The organism is Methylobacterium sp. B1, from assembly GCF_000333255.1.
Taxonomy (GTDB): Bacteria; Pseudomonadota; Alphaproteobacteria; order Rhizobiales; family Beijerinckiaceae; genus Methylobacterium; species Methylobacterium fujisawaense.
The window spans coordinates 1-6543 of record NZ_BACT01000128.1; the positions used below are offsets into that span (position 1 = coordinate 1).

5 protein-coding genes and 1 pseudogene are annotated in these 6543 nt (G+C 70.6%); all 6 read left to right on the forward strand.

The window, feature by feature from the left end; translation table 11 throughout:
* Window positions 1-173: 173 nt before the first annotated feature.
* Window positions 174-1028, forward strand: a complete 855-nt coding sequence (locus tag I53_RS03845) for an alpha/beta fold hydrolase (RefSeq protein ID WP_043346860.1) — start codon at window positions 174-176, stop codon at window positions 1026-1028.
* Between the two features lie 159 nt (window positions 1029-1187).
* Window positions 1188-2066: a phosphatase PAP2 family protein gene (locus I53_RS03850; protein WP_043346862.1), complete on the forward strand. Its 879-nt coding sequence runs from the start codon at window positions 1188-1190 to the stop codon at window positions 2064-2066.
* A 130-nt stretch (window positions 2067-2196) separates the two neighbouring features.
* Entirely contained in the window at window positions 2197-4440 is a 2244-nt protein-coding gene (locus tag I53_RS03855) for a TonB-dependent siderophore receptor (RefSeq protein WP_043346865.1), read from the forward strand.
* 107 nt (window positions 4441-4547) lie between these two features.
* Window positions 4548-5504, forward strand: coding sequence for an AEC family transporter (locus I53_RS03860; RefSeq protein ID WP_043346866.1), 957 nt, complete (start codon window positions 4548-4550; stop codon window positions 5502-5504).
* 169 nt (window positions 5505-5673) lie between these two features.
* Window positions 5674-6219, forward strand: coding sequence for an LPS assembly lipoprotein LptE (lptE, locus tag I53_RS03865; RefSeq protein ID WP_043346867.1), 546 nt, complete (start codon window positions 5674-5676; stop codon window positions 6217-6219).
* 6 nt (window positions 6220-6225) lie between these two features.
* Window positions 6226-6543, forward strand: a pseudogene (locus tag I53_RS03870) (DNA polymerase III subunit delta); the annotation flags it as partial.

Consider the following 6543-nt stretch of genomic DNA (forward strand, 5'->3'; position numbering starts at 1 on the left):
GCAGCCGATACCGACCTCGAGGCCATGGGCCGGAAATTCGTCGCGGAGCATCGCCCCTCGTCGCTGATCCAGCGGCTGGGTCGATGCCGGCACCCGGTCGAAGACCGCCATCAACGAGCTGCTGCGCACCTGATGTCCTGAGACTGGGCGGGAGCGTGCTTGGCGGGAGCGCGATGGAGACGCTGGAGCTGAACCTCACGGTGGCGGGCCGGCCGGTGCCGACCCCCTGCGACGTGTTCGGAGCAGGGCCGGACGCCCTCCTGCTCCCGGCCCTGTCGACCATCTCGGCGCGCGCCGAGATGCGGGACCTCGCCCGCGACCTGGGAACCGCGTATCGCTGCCTCGTGCCCGACTGGCCCGGTTTCGGCGCGAGGCCGCGGACGCGGGTGCCCCTCGCCCCCGCGACCTTCCACGCCTTCCTCGACGCCCTGCTCGCCGCTGCCCCCGGCCCGTACGCGCTCGGCGTCGCGGCCGGCCATGCCGCCGGCTACCTCGTGGCGGCGGCGCGGCGCCATCCGCAGGCCTTCGCGCGCCTGGTCCTGGTGGCGCCGACCTGGCGGGGGCCGCTGCCCACCGCGATGCCGGGACGGGCGCACTGGTTCCCGCGCATCCGCCGCGCCGTGGAGGCGCCGCTCCTCGGCGAGGCGCTCTACCGCATCAACATCAGCCCACCGATCATCGGCCGGATGATGCGCGCCCATGTCTATGCCGACGCCGCCCGGGTGACCCCGGCTCTGGTCCGCGACAAGCACGCCATCACCCGCCAGCGCAACGGCCGGTTCGGCACCGCCGCCTTCGTCACCGGAGGCCTCGATCCGGTGGGCAGCCGCGACGCCTTCCTGGCCCTGTTCGGCGACGGCCTGCCGCCGACCCTGGTGCTGCGGCCCGAGGGCGCACCCCGGCGCTCGGGCGCCGAGATGGACGCCCTCATCGCCGGCGGCCGCGTGACCGGCGCCGCGATCCCCGGCGCCCTGAGCCCGCACGAGGAGCATCCGGGCGCCGTGGCCGCCGCGATCCGGGCGGCGTGAATGCGGCGGGGGCGCGATCACGCGTGACAGTCGGCGCGGATCGGCACCGTCACCCTGGACAGAAGAGGGCGCCTGTGCAGGGACTGGATGGGCCGGCTGAGCCGTTCGTCCGGCAGCGGGCGCGCCCCGCAGATTCCATCCGATAGAGCCCCGGATCCGATGCTGCGCACGCCGTCCCTCCCCCTCCTCGCCCCGGCCGCCCTCGCCCTCCTCCTGGCCGTCGCGGCCCGGGCTGAGGATGCGCCCCATCACCCCCCGGCGATGACCCCTGCAGCCCCGTCCCTGGGCGCCGAGACGCTGAAGCCCGGCAAGCCGGCCGTGAAGCCCTACCTGGCGGATGCGGCGGTGCCGGACGCCGTCCAGATCCTGCCGGCCCCGCCGGCCCACGACGCGCCCCTCGACAAGGCCGACCGGGCGGCCTTCAACAGCACCCGTGTCCTCAAGGGAACGGCCCGTTGGGACCTGGCCGCCAACGACGTCGCGGAGGGCGCGGCGGCGGTGCTGGAGAATTTCGCCTGCGTCCTCGGCACCCGGATCGATCAGGCGCGGGTGCCGGCGGTGATCAACCTCCTGGAGCGCGCCCGCCTCGACCTCGCCCGGGCGACGCGGGGCCCCAAGGTCCATTACCGCCGCCTGCGCCCGTTCGTGGGCAACGAGGCGCCGATCTGCGTGCAGCGCAGCCAGGCCCTGGCCGACAGCTTCAGTTATCCCTCCGGGCACGCCACCCAGGGGTGGGCCTACGCGCTGATTCTCGCATCCCTGGTTCCCGAGAAGGCGACGCCGATCCTGACCCGCGGCCGGGCCTATGGCGAGAGCCGGATCGTCTGCGGCGTGCACTGGCTCAGCGACGTGGCGGCGGGACGCCTCACCGGCACCGCGGTCTTCGCCGCCCTGATGGGGGATGCAACCTTCCGGGCGGACCTCGACCGGGCTCGGGCCGAGCTCCGGAGCGCCATGGCGGGCGCCGGGACGGTGCCGGATCAGGCTGCCTGTACCCGGGAGGCTGACGCCCTGCGGGAGCCGCCGCTCGAGTTCTAGGCTCGAACCGTTCCAGATTTGAAGTCTTCTAAGTGTGTGATTTACAACACGTTTTCGGCTTGCTCAAGGACCCGTGAACGATGGTACGTGGACCCCAGGCGCCGCGTAAGGGCGCGTTTCGGGGTCTCCGATGTCATTCCGTATCGCCCAGTCCGGCCTGCTGCTCGCCACCACGGCGCTGACCACGATTGCCCTCGCCCCGGCGGCTGCCGCGCAAGAGACCGCCGTGCAGCTCAACGAGATCTCCGTGGAGGCCGCCCGGCCGGCCGTGGCGGCTCCGACGGGATCCGGCGGCGGCGGCGGCAATGTCAGCGGCGGTGACGGCGGCAGCGCCGCCACCAGCGGCGGCGGCGGCGGGCCCTCCGGCATCACCGGCTACGTGGCGCGGGTGAGCCCGACCGCCACGAAGACCAACACGCCCCTGATCGAGACCCCGCAATCGGTCTCCGTGGTCACCCGCGAGCAGCTCAACGACCGCAACGTGCAGAGCCTCAACGAGGCGGTGGCGTACACGCCCGGCGTGTCGAGCAACGTGTTCGGCTTCGATCCGCGGGCCGACGCATTCTACATTCGCGGTTTTGCGGAGACCTACGACGGTGTGTTCCGCGACGGCCTGCGCCAGACCGGAGTCGGCTTCGCCGTTCCCCGGATCGAACCCTACGGAACGGAAGTCCTGACGATCCTGCGCGGGCCGGCCTCCGGCCTATACGGCCTGGGCTCGCCCGGCGGCATCGTCGACGTGACCAGCAAGCGGCCGGTCTTCGCCCAATTCGGCGAGGTGTGGTTCCAGGGAGGCAACTTCGACCGCTACCAGGGCAATTTCGATATCGGCGGCCCGGTGGAGGGGTCGGACGGCACGATGGCCTACCGGCTGACCGGCGTCGCCCGGCAATCCAATACGTTCCTGCCCGGCCCCGGCGTCCGGGACGACCGGTTCACGATCGCGCCCGCCTTCACGTGGCGCCCCACGGCCGACACGACCTTTACGCTGCTGACCGAGTTCCAAGAATCGAACGTCCCGGGCAATGCGAGCTTTTACAACTTCCCCGGCTTCCGCGTGTCGCGGATCTACTCGGGTGACGGCGCGCTCAACACCTACCGGACGGATCAGCACCGGATCGGCTACGCCTTCGAGCATCGGTTCTCGCCAGACCTGATCCTGCGGCAGAACTTCCGCTATTCCGGCGTCGATGCCAATTTCTCGTACACGCAGGTCGACGGGGTGACGGGCCTCAGCGCGCAGCGCTCCACGGGCCTGTTCAAGCAATCGCTGGCCTCCTTCGCGGTGGACACCCAACTCGAGGGTCATCTCCACACCGGCCCGATCGCCCACACGCTGCTGACGGGCATCGACTACTATCATTACGACTTCTCGAGCGTCGCCGGCTTCGGCGTGGCGCCCGATCTCAACCTGCTCACCTTGAACTACGGTCGCCAGCCGATCGCGCGCCCCAGCATCGATCGCTCCTCGCGACAGGCGCAGGATCAGGTCGGCGTCTATTTCCAGGAACAGGCGAAGTGGGGGAAGTTTGTCCTGACGCTGACCGGACGGCAGGACTGGGTCGCCTCCGACACGGCGAGCGTGACGCGGGGCGTCGTGGCCGGACCGCAGAGCCAGAACGACAGCGCCTTCACCTACCGGGCGGGCCTGAACTACGAACTCGCGCCCGGCCTCGTGCCCTACGCGAGCTATGCGACGACCTTCACCCCCCAGGTCGGCGTCAACACCGTCACCGGCCGTCCCTATCGCCCGGCCACAGGCGACCAGATCGAGGCGGGTGTGAAATACCTGATCCCGGGCACGAATATCAGCGCCGGCATCGCAGGCTTCGATATCAATCAGACGAGCATTCTGCGCCAGGATCCCACAAACTTTGCCAACCAAGTTGCGACCGGCGAAGTCAATTCGCGCGGCTTCGAGATGGAGGCGACGGCGAATTTCGCGCCGGGGACCAACCTGACGCTCGCCTACACCCATCTCGACTTCCGCTTCGTGAAGCAGACCTCGGCCGTGACCGGTGCGGCGATCGACGGAAACCAGCTCTCCGGCATTCCGGGGGACACTTTCGCGTCGTTCCTGACCTACCTGTTCCCGCCCTCCTCCGCGTTGCGCGGCCTGACGATCGGCGGCGGCATCCGGTTCAACGCCAACAGCTTCGCCGACGACGAGAACACGGTGCGCAATCCGACCGTGACGCTGTTCGACGCCCTCGTCGCTTACGACTTCGCGGCGCTCGATCCGAAGTACAAAGGCTTCCGGGCGCAGATCAACGCGTTCAACATCTTCGATCGCGATTACTACAACTGCCAAGCCGGCTTCTGCTATCGCGGCGCGCCCGCGACGGTCATCGGCAGCCTGATCTACCGCTGGTAGGTCCTGTGAGCGGGGGCCGCGGCATGGCAGGTCCCCGCCCCCGGCACTGGAGATGGCCCCGCAAACCGTCCTAAGGCCGGAGCATCGTCCTCCGACCCGGACCCGCCATGCTCTCGACCGTGCTGGTCGTGCTGCCGATCTTCGCGCTGATCTTCGCCGGCTGGCTGGCCCGCCGGATCGGCGTGCTCGGCGCCGCCGCCACCACCGAACTCAACCGGTTCGTGGTCTTCCTGGCCCTGCCGGCCCTCCTGTTCGACGTCACCGCCCACGCCCATTGGAGCGCCATCTGGAAGCCCGGCTTCATCGGCGCCTTCGGCCTCAGCAGCCTCGCGGTCTTCGCCCTCACCGTGCTGATCCGGCGCGGGGAGGGGCGGCCGCTGGCCGATGCCGCGGTGGACGGGCTCAATGCCGGCTACGCCAATACCGGCTTCATGGGGTTCCCCCTGGCGCTGGTCGCCTTCGGGCCCGAGGCGCTCGCCCCCACCACGGTGGCGGCGATCCTGACGGTCTGCGGCGTGTTCGCGGTGGCCATCGTGCTGATCGAGACCGGGCTGCGGCGCGAGGCGGCCGCGTCGGGCCGGAGCGGGCCCCGCATGCCCGTCTGGCGGTCGGTCGGCCGCTCGCTCATGCGCAACCCGCTTCTGGTGGCGCCGGCGCTGGGCGCCCTGGTGCCGAGTGCCGGACTGACCGTGCCGGAATCCGCGGAGACCTTCCTGAAGCTCCTCGGCGGCGCGGCCGCGCCCTGCGCCCTGGTGGCGCTCGGCCTGTTCCTGGCCCAGACCCGTCACGCCGGCGGCGGGCAGGGGCGGACCGCCGCGCTCCTCGTCGGCCTCAAGCTCGCCCTTCATCCGCTGCTGGCCTACGGCCTCGGCCGCTACCTGTTCGACCTGCCCCCGCTCCTGCTGCACACCGCGGTGCTCATGGCCGCCCTCCCCACGGGCACCGGACCGTTCATGCTGGCGGAGTTCTATCGGCGCGAGGCTGACCTGACCGCCACCGTGGTGCTGGTCTCGACGGTGCTGGCGATCGTCACGGTCTCGGCCTACCTGTCGGCGATCGCCTAGGATTTCCGGCCGGTCATCGGATTTCTCTCCCGCCGCGGCATGACATTCGGAAACCGGACGATCACGCTCTTGCCGCAGAGGAATCGTAACGTTTGCCCCCTAGCGTCGTGGCGCGGCATGCCGTGTCCGCGCTAGAACGATCCGACAAGCGGGGGCGGAACGACGGCGGATGGTGGGTTCGGGAGTTTCCATCGCGGGGCGGATCGTCCGCCTCGCCTGCGCGACCGGCCTGGCGCTGAGCCTCTCGGCCTGCTTTCGGCCGCTCTACGGGCCGACCGCGTCGGGCGAGTCCGTCCAGGCGCTGCTCGCCTCGGTCCAAGTCGACGACGTGGCGATGGCCCAGGGGCAGGAGCGCCTCGGCCATTACCTGCGCAGCGAACTGGTCTTCGATCTCGACGGGTCCGGTCATCCGGCGACCAAGCGCTACCGGCTGAAGCTCTCGGGCTCCGAGATCGTGCAGACCCCGATCGTCTCCTCCACCACCGGCCGCGCCGAGGCCGGCACCCTGGTGGCCAACATCAAGTACAGCCTCGAGGATATGAGCGGCGCCAAGGTCTATACCGAGGGCGTGGCCACCTCGACCGCGACCTACGATCGCTCGGTCCAGCGCTTCGCCAGCCAACGGGCGGCGCGGGACGCCGAGATCCGGCTGGCGAGCGTGCTGTCCGATCAGATCAAGAGCCGCCTCGCCGCCGTGCTCTCGACGAAGCCGTAATCCGACGTGACGGCGGTCAAGGCGGGTGAGATCGAGGGGCTGATCCGGCGCGGACCCGATCCGCGCATCCCCGTCATCCTCGTCTACGGGCCGGATACCGGGCTGGTCACCGAGCGGGCCCGGAAGCTCGCCGAGGATTTCGTCGACGACCCGGCCGATCCCTTCGCGCTGGTTCGGATCGACGGCGACGCCCTGGCGGCCGATCCGGGCCGGCTGTGCGACGAGGCCGGGACGATGGGCCTGTTCGGTGGCCGCCGGTCGATCTGGGTCCGCCCGGGCACCCGCAATTACGCCCCCGCCGTCGAGGCGTGCTCGCGCGACGTC

Coding starts and splice junctions, on each gene's coding strand:
- lptE (WP_043346867.1), top strand. CDS start 5,674: ATGGTGGGTTCGGGAGTTTCCATCGCGGGGCGGATCGTCCGCCTCGCC.
- I53_RS03845 (WP_043346860.1), top strand. CDS start 174: ATGGAGACGCTGGAGCTGAACCTCACGGTGGCGGGCCGGCCGGTGCCG.
- I53_RS03860 (WP_043346866.1), top strand. CDS start 4,548: ATGCTCTCGACCGTGCTGGTCGTGCTGCCGATCTTCGCGCTGATCTTC.
- I53_RS03850 (WP_043346862.1), top strand. CDS start 1,188: ATGCTGCGCACGCCGTCCCTCCCCCTCCTCGCCCCGGCCGCCCTCGCC.
- I53_RS03855 (WP_043346865.1), top strand. CDS start 2,197: ATGTCATTCCGTATCGCCCAGTCCGGCCTGCTGCTCGCCACCACGGCG.